This is a genomic window from Paenibacillus sp. WC2504, assembly GCF_052682475.1.
This window is the reverse complement of sequence record NZ_JBQZFH010000001.1, coordinates 6,462,087-6,484,660: the sequence shown is the minus strand read 5'-3', so window position 1 is coordinate 6,484,660 and position 22,574 is coordinate 6,462,087. Positions and strand designations below refer to the sequence as shown.

At 47.8% G+C, this 22,574-nt stretch carries 23 protein-coding genes and 1 pseudogene; 15 read left to right on the top strand and 9 right to left on the bottom strand.

The features are described from left to right. Positions 1-62 precede the first annotated feature (62 nt). The 4 genes from ACUN27_RS29270 to ytvI all read left to right on the top strand — a co-directional run bounded on the left by ACUN27_RS29270 (position 63) and on the right by ytvI (position 5,965). A complete protein-coding gene (locus ACUN27_RS29270) occupies positions 63-2,291 on the top strand; it encodes an MMPL family transporter (RefSeq protein ID WP_445560029.1) in 2,229 nt (742 codons plus the stop codon). Positions 2,292-2,409: 118 nt separating this feature from the next. Continuing rightward, on the top strand, positions 2,410-3,537 hold the full coding sequence (gene yfkAB, locus ACUN27_RS29265; protein ID WP_326063777.1) for a radical SAM/CxCxxxxC motif protein YfkAB: 1,128 nt from the start codon (positions 2,410-2,412) through the stop codon (positions 3,535-3,537). Positions 3,538-3,566: 29 nt separating this feature from the next. Next, the gene (locus ACUN27_RS29260; RefSeq protein WP_127458409.1) at positions 3,567-4,904 is read left to right on the top strand and encodes a hemolysin family protein; all 1,338 of its coding nucleotides are present in this window, start codon (positions 3,567-3,569) and stop codon (positions 4,902-4,904) included. A 14-nt stretch (positions 4,905-4,918) separates the two neighbouring features. After that, positions 4,919-5,965: a sporulation integral membrane protein YtvI gene (gene ytvI, locus ACUN27_RS29255; RefSeq protein ID WP_326063774.1), complete on the top strand. Its 1,047-nt coding sequence runs from the start codon at positions 4,919-4,921 to the stop codon at positions 5,963-5,965. Positions 5,966-6,052: 87 nt separating this feature from the next. Here ytvI and ACUN27_RS29250 read toward each other — a convergent pair whose 3' ends face one another. Then, entirely contained in the window at positions 6,053-6,739 is a 687-nt protein-coding gene (locus ACUN27_RS29250) for a C40 family peptidase (RefSeq protein WP_326063773.1), read from the bottom strand. A gap of 206 nt (positions 6,740-6,945) precedes the next feature. On the opposite strand from ACUN27_RS29250, the gene ACUN27_RS29245 reads away from it, so the two are divergent. Genes ACUN27_RS29245 through ACUN27_RS29235 form a run of 3 tightly spaced genes read left to right on the top strand, consistent with a single transcriptional unit; the run spans position 6,946 to position 8,019 of the window. Next, positions 6,946-7,170: a spore coat associated protein CotJA gene (locus tag ACUN27_RS29245; RefSeq protein ID WP_127458118.1), complete on the top strand. Its 225-nt coding sequence runs from the start codon at positions 6,946-6,948 to the stop codon at positions 7,168-7,170. Continuing rightward, positions 7,167-7,433: a spore coat protein CotJB gene (locus ACUN27_RS29240; protein ID WP_315955178.1), complete on the top strand. Its 267-nt coding sequence runs from the start codon at positions 7,167-7,169 to the stop codon at positions 7,431-7,433. Before ACUN27_RS29245 ends, ACUN27_RS29240 begins: the two co-directional genes overlap by 4 nt. A 16-nt stretch (positions 7,434-7,449) precedes the next feature. Then, complete coding sequence (locus tag ACUN27_RS29235; protein ID WP_315955177.1) at positions 7,450-8,019, top strand: manganese catalase family protein; 570 nt, start codon at positions 7,450-7,452, stop codon at positions 8,017-8,019. A gap of 91 nt (positions 8,020-8,110) precedes the next feature. Here ACUN27_RS29235 and ACUN27_RS29230 read toward each other — a convergent pair whose 3' ends face one another. From ACUN27_RS29230 to nagB, 3 genes are all read right to left on the bottom strand, one after another. Beyond that, positions 8,111-8,866, bottom strand: coding sequence for a YdcF family protein (locus ACUN27_RS29230; protein WP_326063772.1), 756 nt, complete (start codon positions 8,864-8,866; stop codon positions 8,111-8,113). 178 nt (positions 8,867-9,044) lie between these two features. Continuing rightward, the gene (nagA, locus tag ACUN27_RS29225; protein ID WP_315955175.1) at positions 9,045-10,217 is read right to left on the bottom strand and encodes an N-acetylglucosamine-6-phosphate deacetylase; all 1,173 of its coding nucleotides are present in this window, start codon (positions 10,215-10,217) and stop codon (positions 9,045-9,047) included. Continuing rightward, the gene (gene nagB / locus ACUN27_RS29220; protein ID WP_315955174.1) at positions 10,214-10,942 is read right to left on the bottom strand and encodes a glucosamine-6-phosphate deaminase; all 729 of its coding nucleotides are present in this window, start codon (positions 10,940-10,942) and stop codon (positions 10,214-10,216) included. The genes nagA and nagB overlap by 4 nt, the downstream gene beginning before the upstream one ends. A gap of 241 nt (positions 10,943-11,183) precedes the next feature. Between nagB and ACUN27_RS29215 the strand changes: the two genes are divergently transcribed. From ACUN27_RS29215 to ACUN27_RS29200, 4 genes and pseudogenes are all read left to right on the top strand, one after another. Then, positions 11,184-11,852, top strand: coding sequence for an HAD family hydrolase (locus ACUN27_RS29215; protein WP_326063771.1), 669 nt, complete (start codon positions 11,184-11,186; stop codon positions 11,850-11,852). A gap of 72 nt (positions 11,853-11,924) precedes the next feature. Further along, the gene (locus tag ACUN27_RS29210; RefSeq protein ID WP_127458104.1) at positions 11,925-12,149 is read left to right on the top strand and encodes a spore germination protein; all 225 of its coding nucleotides are present in this window, start codon (positions 11,925-11,927) and stop codon (positions 12,147-12,149) included. Between the two features lie 226 nt (positions 12,150-12,375). Beyond that, complete coding sequence (locus ACUN27_RS29205; protein ID WP_326063770.1) at positions 12,376-13,431, top strand: cation diffusion facilitator family transporter; 1,056 nt, start codon at positions 12,376-12,378, stop codon at positions 13,429-13,431. Positions 13,432-13,450: 19 nt separating this feature from the next. Continuing rightward, positions 13,451-13,588 (top strand): annotated as a pseudogene (locus ACUN27_RS29200) (transcriptional regulator); the annotation flags it as partial. A 46-nt stretch (positions 13,589-13,634) separates the two neighbouring features. Here the strand turns inward: ACUN27_RS29200 and ACUN27_RS29195 are convergent. The 5 genes from ACUN27_RS29195 to ACUN27_RS29175 form a co-directional block, all read right to left on the bottom strand. Next, the gene (locus ACUN27_RS29195; protein WP_315955171.1) at positions 13,635-14,768 is read right to left on the bottom strand and encodes a YheC/YheD family endospore coat-associated protein; all 1,134 of its coding nucleotides are present in this window, start codon (positions 14,766-14,768) and stop codon (positions 13,635-13,637) included. Between the two features lie 6 nt (positions 14,769-14,774). After that, a complete protein-coding gene (locus ACUN27_RS29190) occupies positions 14,775-15,899 on the bottom strand; it encodes a YheC/YheD family endospore coat-associated protein (RefSeq protein WP_315955170.1) in 1,125 nt (374 codons plus the stop codon). Next, the gene (locus ACUN27_RS29185) at positions 15,899-17,263 is read right to left on the bottom strand and encodes a YheC/YheD family endospore coat-associated protein (RefSeq protein WP_315955169.1); all 1,365 of its coding nucleotides are present in this window, start codon (positions 17,261-17,263) and stop codon (positions 15,899-15,901) included. The genes ACUN27_RS29190 and ACUN27_RS29185 overlap by 1 nt, the downstream gene beginning before the upstream one ends. 96 nt (positions 17,264-17,359) lie before the next feature. Next, entirely contained in the window at positions 17,360-18,487 is a 1,128-nt protein-coding gene (locus ACUN27_RS29180) for a YheC/YheD family endospore coat-associated protein (protein ID WP_315955168.1), read from the bottom strand. A 9-nt stretch (positions 18,488-18,496) separates the two neighbouring features. After that, positions 18,497-19,873, bottom strand: coding sequence for a YheC/YheD family endospore coat-associated protein (locus ACUN27_RS29175; RefSeq protein WP_326063767.1), 1,377 nt, complete (start codon positions 19,871-19,873; stop codon positions 18,497-18,499). Between the two features lie 160 nt (positions 19,874-20,033). Here ACUN27_RS29175 and ACUN27_RS29170 point away from each other — a divergent pair, with 160 nt between their 5' ends. The 4 genes from ACUN27_RS29170 (at position 20,034) to ACUN27_RS29155 (ending at position 22,521) form a co-directional block, all read left to right on the top strand. Next, the gene (locus tag ACUN27_RS29170; RefSeq protein WP_315955166.1) at positions 20,034-20,369 is read left to right on the top strand and encodes a YlbF family regulator; all 336 of its coding nucleotides are present in this window, start codon (positions 20,034-20,036) and stop codon (positions 20,367-20,369) included. Between the two features lie 231 nt (positions 20,370-20,600). After that, entirely contained in the window at positions 20,601-20,921 is a 321-nt protein-coding gene (locus ACUN27_RS29165) for a hypothetical protein (RefSeq protein ID WP_315955165.1), read from the top strand. 10 nt (positions 20,922-20,931) lie between these two features. Then, positions 20,932-21,927 (top strand): FAD:protein FMN transferase, encoded by a 996-nt coding sequence (locus ACUN27_RS29160; protein ID WP_445560028.1) that lies wholly within the window; start codon positions 20,932-20,934, stop codon positions 21,925-21,927. Between the two features lie 21 nt (positions 21,928-21,948). Continuing rightward, entirely contained in the window at positions 21,949-22,521 is a 573-nt protein-coding gene (locus ACUN27_RS29155) for a ferric reductase-like transmembrane domain-containing protein (protein WP_315955163.1), read from the top strand. The last annotated feature ends 53 nt before the right edge of the window (positions 22,522-22,574 follow it).

Genomic DNA, 22,574 nt, shown 5'->3' with positions numbered 1-22,574 from the left:
AAAATATAAGATAACAAACATGAAGAACCTGGGATCCCAGGTTCTTTTTGCAGATCAGGGGGATGTGTGTGAGAGAATCAGCGGTGAAAGGGAAATTTTGGAGATGGGGATATGCCATGCACCGTTATCGCTGGCTAGTCCTTACGCTTTGCGTGCTATTGCTCCTTAGTTTCGCGCTATTTGCACAGAAAACACCCGGCATACTCAAAGATAATGGTTTTACGCCAAAAGGAAGCGAGTCGGATCTCGGTCTCATCCAGCTGCGGGATGAGCTTGGCGTACCACTTACGACGATCAATCTGGTCTATACAGGGGATGGCCTCGATATGACCAAGCAAGAGCAGCAGCAAGCCATCATGGATTCACTCAGTGAGTTAAAAAAGCTGCCCTATGTAGAAAATGTGAATTTCGTTGCTGCACCTAGAAATGAAGGGCATTTAAATGTCCAGGCAGTGAACGTTTCGCTGGATCTGGACACGGATCCGGCGCTGGAGAAATACCCCGAGTTGAAGGAACGTGTGCAACCTCCCGTTGGCATGAAGGTTTATGTAACCGGGGGCCCTGCTATTTTGCATGATATGCAGGAAGCGAGCAAACATGATATTGCCAAATCGGAAGCCATTGGCCTTCCCATCGCGCTTATCGTATTGTTAATTGTTTTTGGAACGTTAGTCGCGGCGCTGCTGCCAATGATCGTGGGACTCATGAGCGTTACGCTTACGCTCGGAATTACCTATTTTATTGCCCAGCATCAGTCCTTATCGAATTTTCTCCCCAATATGGTGACGATGTTGGGACTTGCCGTCGGCATTGATTATGCCTTGTTCCTGGTTAGCCGTTTCCGGGAGGAACTGAAAGTTCAACCCAATGTGGCTGAAGCGGTGGCCATGACTTGCCAGACCGCTGGGAAATCGATTTTCTTCTCCGGCATTGCGGTACTGATTGGATTATTGGGCATGCTGTTCGTGGATCTCACGTTTTTTCGCTCCTTGTGTTTAGGCGGGATCATTGTCGTATCCATATCGGTTGTTGTCGCCAACACGATGCTGCTTGCGCTTCTGGCGGTGCTCGGCAAGCGAATTAATTCGCTTCAGGTGCTGCCTAAGCGCTTCCGTAAGCAGGAATCGTCCCAATTCTGGGAAAAGATTGCTTATGGTGTGATGAAGCGCCCGGTTCTGCTTGTCATTCTGGTTGGGGGCGCTTTGATCTATGCGATGACTCCCATTGGTCAGATGAAGCTGAGTGTGCCCAATGCCGAGGTGCTGCCTCCTAACTATGAGTCGCGTTATGGATCGGACTTGCTTAAAATGGCTTATGATCCACGGATGACGGGGCCTATTCAAATCGTCGTACATACAGGCGATGACATATGGGAAGAGTCTGCGATCCGTCAAATTCGGGCGTACGGAGATAAAGTGAAAGGCGTTTCCGGAGTGAAAGAAGTTCAAAGCTACCTCAGCTCGCTAGGACAACATACGGATTCAGAATTAGCAAGTATGCTGAAAGCTCCAGGAGTTAAAGAGCAGATCGAAAGGGGCAAGCTGGCGAAGGGACATACTGCGCTGCTAGTTGTTGTGCCTGAGAAAGACCCGGATGATCCTTCGACGGATGATCTTGTACGGAAGCTTCGCGCCTTGGAGCGGGAGGGTCTGCATGTGGCGGTCACTGGCGGACCGGCTTACCGGCTTGATATCATCGATCGCATTCAGGATGAAATACCTTATGTGCTTACTTTTGTCATGGGGATTACGTATATCGTCCTTTTGATTGCGTTCCGCTCCATTCTGCTGCCGCTGAAGGCTGTCCTAATGAATATGCTAAGTCTAGGGGCGAGTCTAGGGTGTGTGGTGTTAGTGTTTCAGCACGGTTATCTGGCAGATTTGCTGCATATCACGTCCATTGGTTATGTCAGCGCAACGCTGCCGGTTATTATTTTTTGCGTTGTGTTCGGCATCTCGATGGATTATGAAGTTTTCTTAATCTCCCGCATTATGGAGGAGTATGAAGCGAGCGGAGATAATGACAAAAGTACGGCGGAAGGGCTCAAAAAAACAGGCAGTTTGATTACAAGCGCTGCTTTCATTTTGGTGGTAGTCGTCGGTTCGTTTATCTTCACAGATATAGAAATCATGAAGGCGCTAGGTCTAGGTCTTGGCCTCGCGGTTCTCATTGATGCTACGATTGTTCGCGTTATGCTCGTTCCCGCTTTGATGAAGCTGCTAGGCAACGCGAACTGGTGGGCACCGAAGTGGTTGCGGGTGAAATCGCCGATCTCGGCGGAGAAACCGTAGCGAAAGACAAGGTGGTTTCCTTTTTTTCGCATCATAAGTTACAATAAAGGGCATAGGTATAGGCATGAAAAGAACAAATTGCAAGTGAATAGGAAATGATAGGTCAGGTGTGAACAGCATGAATATGAATGAAACACGCTCCTTTTTACCGGAGCTATCTCCCGCTTATGACCCTTGGGACCCGATTCGGTCTTATCGGCAATACGGGAAACACGTACTTACTAGTGTAGAGTTGACGATTACCAATCTGTGCAATATGCGCTGTGAGCATTGTGCGGTAGGCGATTCGTTAACGATGACGGAAGGGCCACGTATTCCCTTACCCGTTATTTTGAATAAACTGGATCAGGTAGAGCATTTGGAGACAATCAGTTTGACAGGCGGAGAACCTTCTTATCACATTAAGATTGTCAAAGATTACATGCTGCCCATCCTTAAATATGCACGCGAGCGGGGAATTCGCACTCAAATCAACTCGAACTTGACGCTCGACTTGGAGCGGTATGAGCTGCTTGCTCCGTATCTAGATGTTATGCATATCTCTTTTAATTACTTGAATGCTGACGATTTCCACCAAGTCGGTTTCGTTAATTCCCAGCATCCGGTAGGCCGTGAAACAGCGGTGCGTATGTATGAACGTATGGTGGACAATACGATAGCGCTAAGCAAAGGCGGATTGTACGTTTCGGCGGAATCCATGATTAACACGCGCACGCATGAGAAACTTCCGCAAATTCATAAGCTGATTGATGAAATGGGCTGCAAACGGCATGAAGTTCATCCAATGTATGCAAGCTCTTTCGCCTCACACTTGCCCATGGTTTCACTGGACGAGTTAAGAAGCAGCATTCATCGCTTGCTGGACAGTCGCAATCGCGATATGTGGATGTTATTCGGCACATTGCCGTTTTTTGCTTGTAATGAGCTCGAAGAGGACCGATTGCTGGTAAAAAGGCTTCGCGAAGAGCCGAATGTTACGGTCCGGAATGATCCGGATGGACGAAACCGCTTAAATGTGAGCACCTTTACCGGAGAGGTCTTCGTCACAGATTTTGCGAATGAACCGCCTCTGGGCAATATCCATGATGATCAACTGGATACGATTTTTGCAAGATGGGAGCATAATCCCCTGAATCAAAAGGTAAATTGTTTCTGCAGCGCAGCTTCCTGCTGCGGCCCGAACTTGCTGGTGGCCGATTCGTATTATCGTTCCATTGATTTTAAAAGCCGACAAGCTATTATCTAATATCATCTATCTGAAGGAGATATCCGCACTTGCCACATACTTCCTTTGAAATTGGACCTATTGTTCTTAATCTGGTATTAGTAATTATCCTCGTTCTGCTGAATGGTTTCTTCGTTGCTGCTGAATTTGCGCTTGTCAAAGTGCGGCATTCCCGCATTCAGCAGCTGCTCAATGAAGGCAGCAGCAAAGCAAAGTATGCCGACAAAGTGACATCGGAATTAGATACCTATCTGTCAGCTACACAGCTCGGAATTACTTTAGCCTCATTAGGCTTAGGTTGGGTAGGGGAGCCGGCGGTTTCTGAGTTGATCATGGAGCCGCTCTTCCACATGCTTGGTCTTGAAGCATCTGTGTACACGCATGCGATATCTTTCATCTTCGCTTTTGGTTTCATTACCTTTCTCCATATCGTGCTGGGGGAACTGGCGCCTAAGTCCTTCGCGATTCAAAAGGCGGAATTAACCTCCCTATGGCTCTCAGCTCCGCTGCTGTACTTCTATCGCTTGTTTCGTCCGATCATCTGGGTGCTCAATGGTGCGGCCAATAAGTTCCTGTCCTGGATTGGCGTCGAACCCGCAAGTGAGCATGAGGCGGCGCATACCGAGGAAGAAATCCGCATTCTGATGGATGAGAGCGTGAAGAGCGGGCATATCGATCAGGATGAAATGGTGCTTTTTGATAATATTTTTGAATTCTCAGAGCGCATTGCAAGGGAGGTCATGCTGCCGCGGACCGATATGGATTGTTTGTATCTGGAGATGAGCTTTATCGAGAACCTGCGGATGGTTCATGAGACCAAACATACGCGTTACCCCGTCGCTGACGAGGATAAGGATCGAATTGTCGGATTCGTACATATTACCGATTTGTTTACGGCTGATCCTGATGTAGAGCACGAGATTAGTGAATTCATTCGACCTATTTTGAATGTGCCGGAATCGATGGAAGTAAGCCGTGTTTTGAAACTCATGCAAAAAAAACATTCGCAATTAGCGATTGTTGTGGATGAATACGGCGGTACCGCGGGTCTTCTTACTTTAGAGGACATTATGGAGGAAATCGTTGGTGAGCTGCACGACGAATTCGATATCGACGAACGGCCTGAAGTTGAGGTGAAAGATAAGTATACGTCCGTTGACGGACGTGTGCTCATTGAAGATCTGAACGATATGCTCGATTTGGAGATTGAAGACGAGGATGTAGACTCTATAGGCGGATGGTTATTTAAGAAACTGGAAGGAGCCCCGGTTAAAGGTAAAAGGGTGGCTTCAGGCAATCATGTTTTTGAAGTTTCAGAGGTAGATCGATTGCGTATTGTACGTATACATATTACAAAAATCAACGTTATAAAGCCTGGAAATGAATAATCGGAGGAATTCCTATGTCGCTTAAGACGACACTAATCATAGTGCTTGGATTGCTGGTCCTATACGGATTTTTCACGATAGGGTTACCTTTCCTGCTTGCTTTGGTTACAGCTATCTTTTTGGATCCTCTAACGTTGCTGCTCGTGCGAGCTATGAAAGTAAACCGGTTGATCGCTGCGTCGATCATCAGTACTATTTTTACGCTGCTATTGATGGCTTTGTTCTATTTCATAGGGTTTAATGTCGTGACGGAAGTCATTGATCTGGGCCGGAAAGCCCCTAATTACATGGATGAAGTCAATAAATATGTCGATCAGGCCGTTAGCCAAACGCAGGTGTTCTATGATTCCTTGTCGCCCGAAATGGCGGCACAGGTGCAAACGTGGGTGGAGCGAAGCACCGAAACGTTAACCGCAACGTTAACTGACATGTTGAGCGGGATTTCTGGATTTTTCCTGAATATGGCAGGCAAAATTCCGAATTTCTTTATCGTTATGATCGTCTACGTCATCGCTTTATATTTGTGCATGTTTAGCTTGCCGAAAATGAGAGTCGCGTTCCTGTCAATGTTCGAAGAACAGACGAGAATCAAAATGGAAGATGTCCTTGTGTATTTGCGAGAGGCTATTTTTGGATTCATTCGTGCGCAGCTCATCATGGCAATATTAACGTATTTGGTCACTTTCGTAGGCTTGCTGGTGCTTAGAGCGGAATATCCGTTAGCGATCTCTTTACTAGTGATGGTTATGGAATTCGTCCCTGTCATTGGTACGGGGCTGGTGTTCATCCCATGGCTGGCTTATCAGCTGTTAGTCGGGCATACGGGGATGGGAATTGGATTATTGGTCCTGTTCCTGGCCTTGACAATCTTCCGCCGCATTGTGGAGCCTAAGGTGCTGAGCGAAGCAGTAGGGATTAATGCCCTCGCCGCTTTAATAAGCTTGTACATTGGTTTTGAACTGTTGGGCTTAGCCGGTTTGTTCCTGGGACCTTTGGTCGTTATTATCTATCAGGCGATGCGGAAGGCCGGACTTTTGAAATTAAATATTAAGTTGGATTAAAAGCGCGGATGTATTGCTGCGTATCGTGAAAGTCCCTGTTAGCTGCCGTTTATGGCAGGAGCAGGGACTTTTTTTGTTGGAGAAAAACTAATATACGCGCTTAGCTCCCATATACTTAGGACCCCAATATGAGCTTGTCAGGCTTTGCGGGTAAATGCCTGCTGATCGTGTAGCGGATAGAAATTGCCCGTTCCCCAAATAGAAGCCTACATGGTCAATAACGCCGGGAGAGGCTATTGCGAAGAAAACCAGGTCGCCCGGCTGCAAATTAGCCTGACTTACGGATGAGCCCGTGTTATAAAGCTCCTGGGAGGTTGTTCGAACAGCTGGAATTCCATGCTTTTGAAACATGTAATAAATAAAGCCGGAGCAGTCAAAACCTTGTGGAGTCGCTCCGCCCCATAGGTAGGGGACATGCACAAAGTTCATCGCATCGTCCAGCAGCAGCCGCTTTTTTATCGAGTGGGAGATGCTGGTCTGGGTTGCGGTATCCACTACGCCGGTCGGAGCTAACAGATAGGCCTTTTGATAATTTTTAACAGCTTGAGCAGTGATTGTGCCGAAGTAACCGGTGATGGTTGGATATGTAAAATAACCAAGTGTTTTTAAATTGGATTGCAGAGTAGACACGGATGAACTTGTCATTCCTTGCGTTAAAGTCATGCTGCTTGTAGAAGCCGACGCCGCAGATGCAGGTGGTGCGGGAATAAGGCTATTTATTGTGACGCTTACAAGAATGGCTGCAGAAACAATGATTTGTTTAGATCTTGTCATTGTGATTTCCTCCAAGTTGTTAGATTGTGTAAGTCATGGTATCACATGGATTGTTCTTATTGTAAGCGCTCAAAGCGCCCTCTGACCATGAGGAAATATTGGAATATCTGTGATTTTGGTCAAGTTGTGCTGCATATACGTGGTTATAGGCCTCTCTGCCGCTATGACTATTTCTCACGCACCAAAGTGAGAAGAGGAGGAGACGTATGCAATCGCAATTTAGAAAGTACTATCCCTATATTAGTCCTTTTGATCCTTGTCCGCCGATTCAAGTGAAATTGTATAATGTACCGCCGCACCTCTTTATCGCCTTCCAACCACCCGGTTTGCCGCAATTCAGTCCATATGAAGCTTTGAAAAAAGGGACGTTATGGCCCGCTCTATACGGACCCTACGAATCCAAAATAGAAGAAGGGAGCCCATGGTTATGAATCCACCAGCAGTACCAGAATCTTATTACAAGATGATGTACGACTTGCAGGCTGTTGATTTCGTGTTGGTCGAGCTAACGCTATATTTGGATACACATCCGAACGATCTCGCAGCCATCCAGCAATACAATCAATTCGCGCAAAAAAGGAAGTCGATGGTTCAGGAATTTGAGCTGGAATTCGGCCCACTTATGCCTTTTGGTCATGCCTATAGCAAAAATCCTTGGCAATGGGTGGATACGCCATGGCCATGGCAGGTCTGAAGAAGGAGGAAGAAGCATGTGGATATATGAGAAGAAACTTCAGTATCCGGTCAGAGTCAGCAAATGCGACCCAAGGATGGCGAAGCTTCTACTGGAGCAATATGGGGGAGCTGATGGTGAGCTGGCAGCGGCACTGCGTTATTTGAATCAGCGATATGCGATTCCGGATAAGGTCGTGGGGTTGCTTACGGATATTGGGACAGAAGAATTTGCTCATCTTGAAATGATTGCGACCATGGTTTACAAGCTCACAAAAGATGCAACGTTGGATCAACTCAAGGCTGCCGGCATGGACGATCAGTATGTGATTCATGATCGGGCGCCGTTTTATCAGAATGCGTCAGGCGTGCCGTGGACGGCTGCTTACATACAAGCGAAGGGAGACCCTATAGCAGACCTCTACGAGGATATAGCTGCCGAGGAGAAGGCTAGAACGACCTATCAATGGCTGATCGATTTGACCGATGACGTCGATCTGCAGGATGCGCTGAAATTTCTCCGTGAGCGGGAAATTGTGCATTCCCTTCGTTTCCGAGAAGCCGTGGAAATTTTGAAGGATGACAGGGCACAGAAGAAGGTTTTTTGAGGGTTTGGAGGCGCACCCATGCATGCTGCAGAAAAGGTGCGCCTTAAATACATGCAAGCTGTGGATAAGGTAGTCGTTCTATATGGAACTACTAATTCTTAGCCGCTAATAAGCCTAAGTACTCTTTCAAGGCGATGGAAGTATTGGACAATCCGCTGGAAGAGGGAATGAATTTACTAATACTGAGCGACTGCTGTCCCTGCGAAATATAGTCGGTAGGATAAGGGGTTACATCCACCTTAAGTTTTTGGAACTGCTTGACGGACCGGGCCATATGGAAAGCAGAAGTCACGAGAATGGGGTGCTGCCAGCCATTTGTGGTTAGCATAGCTTGGGTATGCAGCGCATTTTCTTCTGTATTGCGGCTCGTATCGTCCAGAAAAATAGAAGCTTCCGGAATGCCAAGTGCGATAAGATGACGTTTGGAAATTTGCGATTCGTTGCCGGAGTCCGTGAAAACTTGTCCGCCCGAAAGGAGGATGGGCAGCTTCGTGCTGCGATACAGCTCCGCTATGGTTAACACACGGGCAGCTGTGTTTCCTGTCAAATATCCTTCGCCTTTGGTTAAAGGGTCTGGCGTGTCAAGCGTTGCGCCGCCTGTCAACATGACAATCACATCACCGCTCACTTGGGCCGGTGGGGTGTATCTTCGTTCAATAGAATTTAGGAGCTCATTACTGAAATAGGGAATGGAGCAAACGTACAAGAGAAGGGCAGCCAGCCCGATTAGGAGAGTACCTATGTACTCTTTTTTTTGCTGCAGCCATAAGGCAATGCAGAAGAGCAGCAGAATAACAATCCCTGGGGGAAACACTAACGTATAGGCGATTTTGATCAAATAGAGCATAGGGATGATTAGATCCTTTCTTGGAAAAGCAGCTATTTGCGTTATTAAGCTTTTTCGACAAACATAGGGAATATCCTGCAAAAAAATAAAGAGAGGTTGTCTCGAAAGTCATCGAATGACCGAGGGACAGCCTCTCTTTTGTATGTTTGGGACAGAAACATCGTGCTGGAAAACTACGTTACGCTTGCAGTTCCTTACCGCGAATCCACACGCGTTCGAGCTCCAGCTCAGGGTTGATCAAGAGCAGATCAGCCTGCTTGCCCTGCGCAATCGAGCCGTGCGAAGCCTGCAGCTGCAGCAACCGCGCCGGGTTGCCGCTCGCGAAGCGGCTCGCTTCTTCCACGCTGACCCCAACCTCGCGCACCATAAAACGGAGCGCATCGATCATGGTCAGCGTACTGCCGGCGAGTGCGCCGCCTTCCGTCAACCGGGCAACGCCCGATTGAACGGTAACGGCTTGCCCGCCAAGATCGTACTGCCCGTCGCCAAGCCCCGCGGCCGACATGGCATCCGTGATCAGCAGCAAGCCATCCGGCTGCTTGGTCTTCACTAGCAGGCGAATCGCTGCCGGGTGCACATGGTGCCCGTCTGCGATGACTTCGCCGCTGATGCGATCATCGGTAAGGACCGCACCGACGGTTCCGGGCTCGCGATGATGCAGCGGCTTCATCGCGTTGAAGGTGTGCACCGCGTGCGAGAGCCCCGCGTCAACCGCTGACTGAATGTCGGCGTAGGAAGCGTCGGTGTGGCCGCAGGCGGCAACGATGCCGCGATCGCGCAGCCATGCGATCGTCTCAAGAGCACCCTCGACTTCAGGGGCGAGGGTAAGCTGCTTCACGAGCTGCGGAAAGCGCTCGTGCCAGTCTTGCAGCCAGGAAAGCTGAGGCGGCAGCATCAGCTTCGGATCTTGCGCGCCAGCCCACTTCGGCGAGATGAAAGGGCCTTCCATATGCACGCCAAGCAGCTGCGCGTATGGCATTGGTTCTTGCATGTAGCGGCTGACTTCGCCGAGGACGCGGTCAATCGCTTCATGCGTTTGCGTCATTGTCGTAGCCAGCATGGCGGTAGTTCCGTTCTTAGCGTGAAACCGTGTAATGGTATCAAGCGTTTCGGGGCTGGCTTCCATGAAGTCAGCGCCATACCCGCCATGCACGTGAACGTCGATGAAGCCCGGCAGTAACCAGCTGCCGCGAGCATCGACAGTTTCAGCAGCCGGATCAGCCATGCCGGGATTCCACGCTGAGCTGCTTTGGATGGAAGCGATAACGCCATCTTTTAGGTGAACGACACCTTGTTCGATGACGCCTTGTTCCGTAACGATCCTGGCACCCGTAATGACAAGTTCGCTCATTCGAACAACCTCCCTGCCTCAGCATCAAGCAGAACAACAAGGTGTGGGTGAGTTTGCAGCAGAGTAGCCGGGACTTCTGTTGTAATAGGTCCTGTAAGCGCGCGATGCACGATTTCGGCTTTGTCAGCTCCGCGAACGATCAGCAGAATCGTTTTGGCTTTGAGAATCGTGCCTACGCCCATCGTTAGAGCGTGAGTCGGAACTTCTTCGATCGAGTTGAAAAAACGCGCATTCGCTTCGCGGGTTTCTTCTTTCAATTCGACGAGATGCGTCCCGCTAATCAGCGAATCGTCAGGCTCGTTAAAGCCGATATGCCCGTTATGGCCAAGGCCAAGGATTTGCAAATCAATCTGCTTAGCATCATCAAGGAGTTCATTAAATCTGGCACATTCAGCTTCGAGGTCAGGCGCATTTCCGTTGGGAAGGTGAGCTGAAGCGGCAGGCAAGTCAATATGTGCAAATAAATGCTGCTGCATATAAGCGTGATAACTCTCTGGATGATCTACCGGCAAGCCGACATATTCGTCCAGATTAAAGGAAGTGACGTTTTTAAAGCTGACGCGGCCCTTCTCATAGGCTTTCACCAGCTCTTCATAAATACCTACAGGCGTACCACCCGTGGCTAAGCCTAGAACAGCTTTTGGCTGCATTTGGACAAGGGATGTAATAATACCGGCTCCGGCCTCATTAAGCTCTTGTTGATTTTGAAAAATATGAAGATTCATACGGTGCTCCTCACTCTCATGGACAAGTTATTTGCATTAGATGCATGATTTATGAATTCATTTTGCATAAAAATATCATTTTTCATAACAATTCTACTCATTTCAATCATAACTGAATTCATTAGTCTCGGCAACAGGCATTTTCCCAAATATGAACATTGACTTACATGGGTATGTTTGCCATTCTTAACTAAGATCATTACACGATTTATATAATTCATGATGGTGAAGGAGCTTGATGATGAGTACACAGAGAAACTTACCTGAGGCTATGTTTTTTGACATGGATGGCACGTTATTTCAAACCGAGACGATTCTATTGCCCGCTTATCATGCGACGTTTGATGTGCTCAGAGAGAAAGGGCTTTTCATGGGAGAGACGCCGCCGGAAGAAAGAATCCTGGGAGCGCTCGGCATGCTGCTTGAGCATATTTGGCAGCGGGTTATGCCGGACGCTTCTGTAGAAGCGCGTCAAGCCGCTGATAAGCTGTTGCTTCATTTTCAAATGGAAGCGCTGAAGCAAGGACAGGGGAAATTGTACGATGGTGTGTCAGAGACCTTACAGGCTTTGCGGGACAAAGGTGTCCGCTTATTTGTGGCGAGCAACGGATTAGAGGACTACGTCGGTCATGTGACCGAGGCGATGGGCTTGTCCCCTTTATTTGAGGACCTGTACAGTGCGGGGAAATATCAAACCAGATCCAAAGTGGATTTGGTAAAAATCGCGCTCGACACGCATCAAATCAGCTCCGCGTGGATGGTGGGAGATCGTTCCTCCGATGTGGAGGCAGGACTCAAGAATAACCTGATTGTAGCTGCCTGTGATTACGCCGGCTTCCGTGAAGCGGGGGAGCTCGAAGGCGCGCACATTCGCATTCGCAGCTTTGCTGAGCTGCTGGAATACGTTTAAGATGAAGTTGTCGCAAACATGGCCGTCTGGGCATACACTATAGCACATTGACAGATAAAGGTGCTGATTAGAATGCCTTCTTTTGTAGGGATATTCAACATTATAAGGAACGAAGGAAGCCTGGTGAACGGTGATACGTTAGTGATTGCTCCGACGAGCGCAGCCAAAACGTACTCCGGCAGCGGTGGCGGCATAACAGGAGATTTCGCCGTTTCAAATGTTCTATTTAGCGCGACGATATCGCTGGACCCGGATGTTGTGGATGCGGGTGCTAATAAGGTAGCTACTGGAACGTAAATGCAGGGCAAAAAATTGGCTTCGAGCTCGGATGACGGGCTTGGAGCCTTTTATTGCGTATAGGGAGGCGATAACAACGGTTTTTTCTCAAAATTAGGTAAAACGTTATTGACAGAGTAAGGCTTCACTCCTTAATATATGAATATATGCTCATATGTTGAAATATTATGTATAAAGTTACGGACAGCACGCCATTCCAGTGGCAGAGCGACGGGGAGGGAATGTTATGCATCAACATTCGTCTGATAAGAAATCTCATACTTATAAGGAGCAAGCTTTTTGCAGTCACGAGGGTGGGGAGCACACGCATTCGCCGCATGATCATGCACAGCACGGCGGGCATAACCATGTGCATCAAGGACATCATCACGGTCACCACCATGGGCATCATCACGGGCACAACCACCATGGTCATGGCGGAAACAAGCAAGGTCTTGTGATTGCACTTTGCATCACAGCAGGCATCATGGTATTAGAGTTTGTTGGAGGGCTATGGACGAATAGCCTGGCGCTGCTCTCGGATTCGGGCCATATGTTAAGTGACGCCGGGTCTCTGCTTCTAAGTTTGATTGCCCTGTGGTTCGCTGCAAAGCCGTCCTCGGCAAGCAAATCCTTTGGTTTTCATCGCATCGAAATTTTAGCGGCGCTTCTTAATGCCGTCACTCTTTTTCTAGTTGCGGGTTTCATTATATGGGAAGCCTTTGAACGGTTTCTTCAACCGCCTCCCGTAGCCAGCGGATCCATGATGCTCATTGCCTGCATCGGGCTATTGGCGAATCTGCTAAGCGCTTGGTCGCTTATGCGCAAAGGGGACGTGCATGGCAATTTGAATCTGCGCAGCGCTTATTTGCATATTTTAGGTGATGCGCTTGGTTCTGTCGGGGCTATCGTTGCTGGTGCGGTTATGATGATTTTTGGCTGGTATGCGGCAGATCCAATTATTAGTGTCATTGTGGCGCTGCTTATTTTGAGAGGTGCTTGGGCTGTTTTGAAATCCACACTTCATATTTTGATGGAGGGAACGCCTGCAGAAGTCTCATTCGAAGAGGTCAAGCAGGTGCTGGAGGGCATTGACGGGGTTATCAATGTTCATGATTTGCACATCTGGACGATTACTTCCGGACTCGATGCCTTAAGCTGTCATTTGCTCATTGCTGACGATCAAGACAGTCAAACGATTCTACAGCAAGCCATTCACAGGATTGAGGAACGTTTTCATATTAGTCACTCCACGATTCAAATTGAAAATTCCACGAACACGCACTCGGAGTTAAAAGTTTAGGTTTTCGGATGAACAAACGTCTCATCAGCTGCGCTATTTGCGGGATATGCACATTGTTAAGCGTAGAAAAGTAGGGAAAAGCGTTTTTTATTCATTGGATGATGAACATACTGAACCAATTTTTGTGCAAACCCTGGGACATCTCAAGCATATGTAAATCGGAAGCTCCTTACAGCTTAGTGCTGCTGCTTCCGATTGCGCGCTTAATCCATTTCATTGGATGCCTCGCTAGAAGGCGGTTCTATTTTTCGAGTGCTTTGCCTTAGCATCCAGACGGCATACTCGAGAGGTCGTGAAACCGCCTTCTGATACGTAGCGATTTCGCCGATCTTACGGAAAACTTCCCGGGAAGGCTTGGGATTGACTTCCAGCAGCCAAACATTTCCTTTGGGATCTACGGCAATATCCATGCCCAACTCACACAGCTTGCCGAATTTCGTTTCTAGAAAATCTGCCAGCTTATAGGCGAAATTGTTCATTTCTTTCTTAATGCTTTCCGTTTTTTCAGGTGAAGCGAAACGGTACGCTAGCAGCTTATCTTGCGGAACCGCGCTTCCGCCTCCGTGCAGGTTCGAGGTGATGCTGCGGTGAGGACCGATGCGGCCGGCACAGCCGGTTACTTCCCATTCCCCGCGGCCGTTTTTTTGAATGAGCAACCGATAATCATGCACGCGTCCATCCTTCAGCGTAAGCTGTATTCCTTGTTGAACCACATAGTCCGGACTCAGCTTTAGCGTATGCAGCTTGATCGACAGCTGTTTTTCACTTGCGCGGTATGGGGCGATGATGGTTCTTTGCTGATTTCTTCCCTGCAATAAAAACAGGTCGGGACCCAACTGCTCAATGCGCAGGATGCCTCTTCCACCTGTACCGTTTTTCGGTTTGACATAGACAAGCGAATGCTTCTTTATAAACTTCAGCAGCTCTTGCACAGAACTGTATCGCACGGTAACCGGCAGGAAGGGGCGTATGCCTTCATTTTCAGATAAAATTTGATGCATTGACCATTTATTGGCCAGCGGTCTGCTCAGAAAGATCAGTTTGGCATGCCGATTACGAAATGCTTTGAGCATTTGATAGTTCGCAGCTGCTTTGTAGCGACAACGGTCATAAATGACAGGCGGCATCGATGTGCGGCGGCGAACCCATTTGCGTAAGGAAGCGTCATAGGTTAATGAGCGCACCGAGTTGTCAGCTTCGACATCGGTCGGTGAGAAGACTTCGACTTGAACCCCCATCTTTTTACCTTCTTTACTTAGCTTTTGAAAGTAAGAGAGTTCTTCGAGCCGAGTTTTGCTTAAATAGATAGCGAGTACGCCCAGTCGTTGTGAAGACAAGCATAATCACCTTCTTCTTCCATTATTAATTAAATAAAGGCTATAACGAATAATACGTTCAAGTGATTTTTTGCGGATTTTCGGTTCATCGAATTTCATTGGTTTGGAGTTCGCTTCGAAGAACCAGATATGGCCTCCAACATCGACGCCGATATCCATCGACATTTCGCCAAGTTGATTGCCGGATGATTTTTCAATCTGAGTCGCGAGCGTGACGGCAGCTGTTTCAACTCGTTTGAGGATGCTTTTTGCTTCTTTTGGTCCAAAACCCTGTGAAAGCAGCTTGAACGGATCATCGATCGAACCGCCTCGTGGAACGTGCGTGGTGATGCTCGCTTTACCTGCTACACGGGCGCCAACGCCTGACACGCTCCATTCCCCTTTGGAAGTTTTCTGGATGAGAGCGCGCAAATCATAAGCCCGCTGTTTGTACCTTGCCAAAGCTATGCCTTGCTGAACAATGTACTCGTTGGAGCCGCGGTGCCGATTCCACTCGTTCCAAAGCTCGGAAGTGGAATGATGCACGCTGTAAGTCATTTGCTTATCTACCTGACGGCTTAGCCGGTATTGGGTTTGACCTTTCGTTGTTATTCGGTCAATACGCATAATGCCTTTTCCCGCTTTGCCTTTCACCGGTTTCAAATACAACACGGCGTGTTTGCGCAAAAGGGCAGTCAGATCGTCAGCTGAACTTAATTGTTTGGTATCGGGCATATAGGGCTTGCTATCCTTGGCTCCATTAAGCCAACTGAATAAGGTCCATTTGTTAAAGAAGGAAGAATTGAATAAATGAACGCTGGAGCTGCGGTTGCAAGCTTGAATCGTTTGTTGCACTTCGGGCTTCATTTCCATTTTGCGATAAGGAATGCGATTGTAGACAACTTGAGGAGCGGGAACGAGTTCCCTGCTCCATTTTTTAGTTTGGTTGTTGTAGCGATAACCGTGGATTTCATTTCCCGATAGGTTGAAATCCTTGGTGGTCACGACGTAAACATCAACCCCAAGCCGCTCACCGGTCTGAATGAGATCAAGGAAATTGTGTAAATTCCCTCGAAATACGCGATTACTATCCTTAACGGTGAGAATGGCCAGCCTCGGATTCTGCTCTTTGTTGTGCAGGAAGAAAGCCATTAGTTTTCCCTCCTAGCACGGAAACGGCTTAAATAAAGGCAGTGATCATAAATATTTTGTAAAGTTGCGAGGTCTCCTTCTTTCAATGAAGGGTGTTTGAAGATCGATCTGCCTGGTTTGGCATTGGCCTCAAACATCCAAATTTTCTCATTTTGATCGATACCAATATCGAATCCGAGCTCTCCGAGCAAATGGTCATAATTATTTTCGATGCCTTCGGCGAGCTTGATCGCCGTTTCTTTGGCATTGCTAAGCACGCTCTCTGCACGGCTGCCGTAGATTTGACGAAGTACCTGCTCTGGCGTCATTAATTGACCGCCGTTGCGGATATGGGTGGTTACGCTGCCCTTGCCGGATTTCTTGGCCCCGATGGCGGCGACAACCCAGTTGTTGCTGCCGTTTTTCGTCATGTGGAAGCGGAAATCAATAGGGCAGTTGTCAATTTCAATTAGGCGGATGCCTTGCTGTGCCACGTAATTGGATAGACGACCCCGTCCAGTTCCGAGCATTTGCATAAGCCCTTCGAATTTTCCATAACGGATGAGTACGTTTTTGCCGCCCTTGCGGTATCGAACAAAATAACCGCGTTTCGGGTTATAGGTCACCCGGAAAATACCGATGCCCAAACTACCCGCCGTTGGTTTCAAATAAATGAATTTATGCTTGTCGAGCATTTCTTTAATTTGATCCGCAGATGGATTAATCTTGGACTCTGGAACGAATTTGTAAGCATCGTCGCCAGCTAACATTTTGTACACATCCCATTTGTCAAAAAAGCTCCAGTTAAACAGTGGGATGCCTCTGCGTACAAAACGATCCTTAAAGCCCTCCATCCCGGCCGACTTCTCAGCTACACGGCTGGATAGGCGGTTATAGACGACATCCGGAAGCGGGAACGTTTTGCGAATCCAGCCTCCGCCTTCTTTGGGAATGATCCCCGTAACGGTTTCCTGTACCCAATTGACCCCTTTCGGGCTGAAAGCGAAAATAAAAGATTTGCTCGAACCTGTATTTAAAACCTGACGGATGAACCCGGTTTTTGTACCAAAGGGAGATGAACCTCCTACAATATTCGTTAAAACGCCGATGAGCGGTCCGATGCGCAGTTCTTTGTTATTCGCGCTCGCGACCATTACGCTCCCCGAGCGAGGAACTCGCAGAGAAGCCATCAAAGAAAGCGGAATGTACATATGCTGACCACTTTTTTTAATCAGGCGGATCGGTAGGGTGGCTGTTTTACTGCCGACCTTTACAGTAATCGATTTGGTACCGGTTAACCGTAAAGCTTTGACGACTTCACTTGTTAAGTAGACCGATCTATCTGTTCGTTGTACGGCGTGGAGCATACACGTTGTCAAACTCATTAGGTTACCCTCCTAAACTTGTTGCCCTACGGGGCTTCCGTGTCAAAGTAGCGAGACATAACGTCCGCTACCCGGGCACTTACCGGCCATCCAAGCTTAACTCAGCTTTTTGTGCAGCAAATATCCAGCATAATAAATAGGGTTAGCTATGGATTTCAACCGTGCTTTCTCGTTGCGCATGCGCGCGAAAATCGTTCTGCCTGGCTTGGAATTCACTTCGAGAATCCAGACGCGCCCCCACGTATCGATCCCAAGATCGATACCGAGCTCAGCCAATCGTCCGTGATGGGTTTCCAGAAGCGGGGGGATTCGATTCGAGAGCATGGTTAGTGTTGCTATGAGCTCACTAGCCTTGGTATCGCCGAATTCCCTGGTTAGATAGGCGGAAACCTCTTCAGCACTTCCTCCGCCATGCAGATTGGAAGTCACACTGCCAGGTTTGCCGACACGAACCGCCATGCCGGTGCTCTCCCATATGCCGGAACCGTTCTTTTGGACGAGAGAGCGAATATCATAAGCCATTCCTTCTGAAGAATGCAGGTGCAGATATTCTTGCATCAGGTACGGCCTGTTGCCGATAGAGCTACGCAGCCATTGCCAACAGGAATAGAAATCATGAAATTGGTGATCGACGAGCCCGTTGTGAGCATTGCGACCTTTGATATGGTAGGTGCTTTTTCCGTTCATCGTGTTTTCTTTGTGAAGATGCAGGGCACCCTTTCCTTGGCTGCCGCCCTGTGGTTTAAGAAACACATCTTCCCTAGTTTGAAGCCAATTTCTAAGAGCGCTGCCGCTTGTGAGCAAGTTCGTTTCAGGTAAGTAACGGCTGATCATACGATCTTTCTGCAAAATTTGATCGACTTCCCATTTTCCACCCAGTCCATAGCCCAGGAAGCGTATTAGAGGGGATTCGCGCAGCTTTTTCACATGGTACTGATACTGTTCATAGCTGTGTTTATTGTTAAAGAAACATCGATCATAGATCAGTGAGGGCAGCGGAACGAGTTTGGGCACCCATTCCTTCGTTTCCGTCAAGTAGGTGTAACCCCGTACCGTATGCCCTTTCCAGTCGATGCGATTCGGTGAGAACACGACGACGTCCAGACCTTCACGGGCGCCATAATAAGTCAGATGCTGATAAAAGCCTGAGCTGGCAAAAGGCAGTTCCCGTTTCAATTCTGTGACCATAATCCCGAGCAAGGGACGTTTGGTGCTTAACCGCATAGTTCCACCTCAAATCTTTGCTAAGAATTTGGCGTATTGCACGAGTTGTTTCACGGAAGGTCTTATTTTTTTGTCCGTGTTTAATGGCGTATTATCATCCTTAGAAGGTTTGGAGTTTACCTCAAGCAGCCAGACCTTCCCCATTTTATCTACAGCAAGGTCGATCCCCAGCTCTCCAAAATGACTCGGGATTTGGGCTTCAATCCCTTTGGCAATGTCGATAGAGGCCTTGCGCAATCGAGCCGTTACAGAGACACGAGTGGCTGAAGAAAATGGCGTTTTGGCAAGTGCGCCCACCACATTGGTCAGACTGCCGCCTCGTGCAAGGTTGGAGACGAAATGCTGAGATCCGGCAATACGGCCGACAATGGAGGTGATGGCCCACTCCCCTTTGGCCCCACGCTGGACAAGCGAACGGAAATCAATCGATCTGCCGTCTGTTGTGATAAGATCAAGTCCTTGCTGCAGTTGATAGCGCTGGGTCTTGAGTTTGCCGGATATCGCTTGAAAGACAGCAGAAAGGGAAGGAAACGTCTGTTTGCGAACACCGGTTAGATTCGTATAATGACACGTATAGACGTCACCGGGCTCTCGGCGAATGCGAATAATTCCTTTTCCCAAGCTGCCGGTAATTGGTTTGAGGAATAGAACGGGATGGCGGGAGGCCATCGATTTTAACATTTGATAATTTTTGAAGAGGTAGGATTCCGGTAAATACCCATGAAGGGAACTATCTTTGCGCAAAGCTTCGAACACTTCCGTTTTGTTCAAATATTTCTCATTGAAGACCTCGGTTCCATAACGGGTCTTAGCATCTTTCAAAAATTGTTGAACATTCGGCAAGTTCTCATACTTGCGCGAAGTAAGCCGGTTGTAGATCACATTGGGGATCGGAAACGTTTTTTTGCTCCAGGAACCATTGGCATACGCATATGCGGAAATGGAACTGGCATTCGCTTGCATTTCACCAGGCGGGAAGAAGCAGACAACAGCCCCATAACGTTCACATGCGTCGGTCATTTCTTTACAAAAAGCGGTAATCGCACCAAATGGGCGGTCGTGTGAACTTGTATAAACGCGGCTGATCATCACGCCAATTAAAGGTCCAATCGACAAAGTGCCCACATTTTGCCTATAATGGATATTGAGCTGCGCCCCTTGATGAATACCGATCTTGGTAGCGAGGACAGGATTGAACCGTAAACTGTTCGATGTAGCGGCGGTGACGACCTTGACATCCTGTTTGGCAGAGCCGAAGCGCAGAGTCATCGATTGATTGGACGGAACTTTCCATTTTCTTGCAATGGCTTCACTTAGAACAACGGTCCGATCATCCAAATAGATGCTGGTGCCTTGAATGGATATTCCGACTTTCGTCCTGGTCAATAGCGAACACTCCTTCCAGCATCAAAAATGGCATTGCTGTTTAAGCAAAGTAAACTACTCCATCATATGAGGACATATATCCCTTGGTGCTTGGTATGTCGTCGAAACTGTTTGGAGGAAGAGCCCAACCGAGTTTGGGTTAAATTAGGAGGTCATGGAAATGAACGTACACGATAGAGCGTATGAGTTGGCAAAAGCGATTAAAGAAAGCAGCGAATACAAGGATATGCTGGAGATTCGCTCGAAGATTAATCAGGATGCGTCTAGCAAAAACTTATTGGAAGATTTTCGCTCGCGTCAAAATGAACTTCAACAGAAAATGGCTGTAGGCGAGATGCCGCCTGAAGAGGAGATGGAGCAGCTGCAGAAGCTGTATGACGTACTCGCTCTGAATCCGGGGATTAAGCAGTTATTTGATGCGGAACGCCGTTTATCGATAGTGCTTGAGGATGTGCAGCGCATTATTGCGGAGCCGTTGCAAGCGATGTTGCAGTAGAAGAAAGATACTCGAATAGAAGATCCTCAAATAGAAGATAAATGTAAGGCTATTCAGGAAGAAGTAGTTGATCTACTTACCTGGGTAGCCTTTCTTTGTGTATATCAAAGTCGAATGCGTTATCCATTCAGTTAAGTTTCAGTTGTTGTTAAGGATTTTCTCAGGTAAGTGAAACAACTAACAAATATAATGAAGTTAAGATTAGGCCATTAGTTAGGAGGGGCGATAGGAATGAAAAAGTCCAAGTGGACAAAATGGCAAATGGGGATCGTCATTGGGGTTCTCCTCTTCTATTTATTTCAAGAAGTGAAAGATAGCCCGCAATTTCTAGCGGCTGTCTCCGCAGCTGCTCTATCCAAAGATAATTCGGCTACGGTAACGGCTCAGAAGGATGCTCCTAACAATCGGGGAGCAGAGAATACAGTCCGTCGGGGAAGAAACCATGACCGGATGGCAGCGGGGGCAGGGTCCGCCGGATCAACAGGCTCCACAGGAGGTGCCGAATCTTCACAGCCACAGTTGAAAGCACATACTAGAAGTCAAGCTTCATAAAAACAAGGAGATGGTCTTTATGCTCCAGGAGTCAAGCTTTCGTTCCATGAACACGCAAATTCAAGTGATATTGGCTGCACGCCATGAGATGTCTGAATTTGAGCCGCTTATCCAATCTTATTTTGCCAAGGCAGAACGGCGGTTTAGCAGGTTTTTGCCATCAAGCGAATGTTCCCGGCTTAATAGGAACTCAGGAAGCCGTTGCATGATATCAGATGAAATGGCGAATGTACTTGAGCTGTGCCAGCATTATTTTGAAGTGACGGAGGGAGCGTTTAATATTTTCATTCTTCCTGCACTTGAGCAAGCTGGTTACCAACGTAGTTTCGAAACGATATCAAATGATGATGAATGCGCAGAAGCCTGCAACCATTCGCTGCTACCTTTATCAGAGGATCGGTTACAGATAGATTTGGACACGGCCATGTCATCCGTACGATTTCCTGGTAATCAGCAAATGGATTTAGGGGGCATTGTAAAAAGTTGGACCGTTCAGGGGTTATCGGAATTACTTCGCGTCGAGCGGCAAATGCAAAGAGGCCTCGTGAATGCCGGTGGTGATGTTGAAGTATGGGGAGGCGCAACAGATACGGATCCGTGGGTGATTGCTATTGATAGACCTAATAACAGTCGTATACATCGGGCGGATGATCTTTTGCTCTTGCTAGTAGATGGGGCAGTTGCTACCTCGAGCACGCAAAAGAGAAGTTGGCGGAACAGCGGAGGTAGTATGCATCATCTCATTGATCCCAGTACGATGAAGCCTAGCCGCTCATCTGTGATTCAGTGCTCTGTCGTGGGGGAGCATTTGGTTGATTGCGAAATATGGGCTAAGGTCATGTGCATTCGTGGGCTGGAAGAAGGCCTACCCTTTTTTAGACGCCATGCGCAGCGGTTGGAAGCTCTCATTTATACAGAGGATGGAACGCTCCATCATGTGAATCCGTGTGCGAATAAATCCACGGGTCAATGGTTAGGGCTTGAAGCAGATTTTGTGCATGTTTGAAAAGGTTAGGAGGGAGTAAAAGTGATTCAAATCCTGCTAGATTTACCCATTTGGATGTTAATTCGCGTATTTGGCATCTTGTCTTATCTCAGTCTATTCATGGGGATGGCGCTAGGCATTGCGTATAGCTTTCCTCAGTGGAAGGGTCAAACGAAGGCGCGGCTTCTTCGATCGCATACATATGCGAATCATTTGGGCACTTGTTTAGCTTTACTGCATACCGTGCTTTTGGTCATCGATACTTTCATGCCGTATGATTGGAAGGAGATCCTTGTTCCATTCGCGGCCAAGCATTCTGCGGTATTGAGTGGTACCGGCTCGATAGCAATGTATGGATTGCTCTTGTTAATCTTCACAACCGATATCCGTCAGAAGCTGAAGAAGAAGCTTTGGTTCGCTTTCCATTTGCTATCGTATCCTATTTTTGTGTTATCCCTGATTCATGGATTATTTATAGGGACGGATAGTTCGAGCATCCTGATCAAAACGATGTATGTGATTACAGCGCTCCTCTTGATTGGTTTAACTGTTTTACGTGCTGTTGTACGTCCTCGCAAACAAGTGGCCAGAACAAAGGAGACGTATTCCGTCTAGCGCCTAGAAGGCTCCTATTTCAATGAAATAGGGGCTTTTTGCCATGTAAAAAG